General features: G+C 68.3%; 1 protein-coding gene. It reads left to right on the top strand.

The window, feature by feature from the left end:
* Positions 1-171: 171 nt before the first annotated feature.
* Positions 172-1,329: IS110 family RNA-guided transposase (locus IEZ17_RS41625; RefSeq protein WP_229853142.1), on the top strand; the 1,158-nt coding region annotated here is incomplete at its 3' end.

Genomic DNA, 1,329 nt, shown 5'->3' on the forward strand with positions numbered 1-1,329 from the left:
CTGGGTATGGCTGTCATCGGAGCGCCGTAGGGATGGCTCAAGGAACTTGGCCGCCCGGAGCCCCGCGACGACTCGACCGCCAATTGGGAGATGCGACTCCGATCGCTGCGTAGGACAACGTCGGCGAGGTCGTCTGCGGGATCGACGAACGACTAGCTGGCGGAGGGGAACATGCCCGAGATTTGGGCCGGGGTGGACATCGGCAAAACGCACCATCACTGCGTGGTGATCAACACGGACGGCAAGCGTCTGCTGTCCCGCCGGGTCGCGAACGACGAGAGTGAACTGCTCACCCTGATCAGCGATGTCCTGGAGATATCCGCCGACGCGCTGTGGGCTGTGGACCTCAACCACGGCGGTGCCGCGCTGCTGATCGGGCTGCTGGTCAGCCATGGCCAGCCGGTCGCCTACCTCACCGGCCTGGCGGTCCACCGGGCCGCGGCCACCTACAAGGGCGGCGAGGCGAAGACCGACGCGAAGGACGCCTTCGTCATCGCCGACCAGGCTCGTGTCCGCCGCGATCTGGGCCTGCTGCGGCCGGGCGACGAGATCGCAGTCGACCTGCGGACCCTGACCACCCGCCGTCTGGACGCGGTGTTCGACCGCACTCGGCAGATCAACCGACTTCGTGCTCAACTGCTTGAGATCTTCCCGGCGTTGGAGCGATCTCTTGAGCTGACGAACCGGGGACCGGTGATGCTGCTGACTGGTTACCAGACGCCGGCCGCGATCCGTCGGGCGGGCACGAGCCGGATCGAGACGTGGCTGAAGAACCGCAAGGTCCGTGGCGCCTCCGCACTGGCGAAGGCGGCCGTGGAGGCCGCCCAGGCCCAGCAGACCGCGCTGCCCGGCGAGAAGCTGGCCGCCACCATGGTGGTTCGCCTTGCGAAGGGGGTGATGGCCCTCGATGAGGAGATCGCCGAGCTCGACGCCCTGATCGAGGCCAAGTTTCGCGAGCATCCGCACGCCGAAGTGATCCGCAGCCTGCCCGGCATGGGCCCCAAGCTCGGCGCCGAGTTCCTTGCCGCCACCGGCGGCGACATGGACGCCTTCGGCAGCGCCGACCGCCTGGCGGGCTTCGCCGGCCTGGCCCCCAGGCCCCGCGACTCCGGCCGTGTCAGCGGCAACCTGCGTCGGCCTCGGCGCTACCACCGCGGTCTGCTGAGGACCATGTACCTGTCGGCCATGGTGAGCCTTCAGTGCTGCCCTGTGTCGAAGGCGTTCTACGACCGAAAGCGGAGCGAGGGCAAGGGCCACAAGCAGGCCCTGCTGGCTCTCGCGCGCCGACGCCTCAACGTCCTTTGGGCAATGATCCGTGACGGAGAGCAG

The sequence above is a fragment of the Streptomyces albospinus genome, assembly GCF_014648695.1.
Classification (GTDB): Bacteria; Actinomycetota; Actinomycetes; order Streptomycetales; family Streptomycetaceae; genus Streptomyces; species Streptomyces albospinus.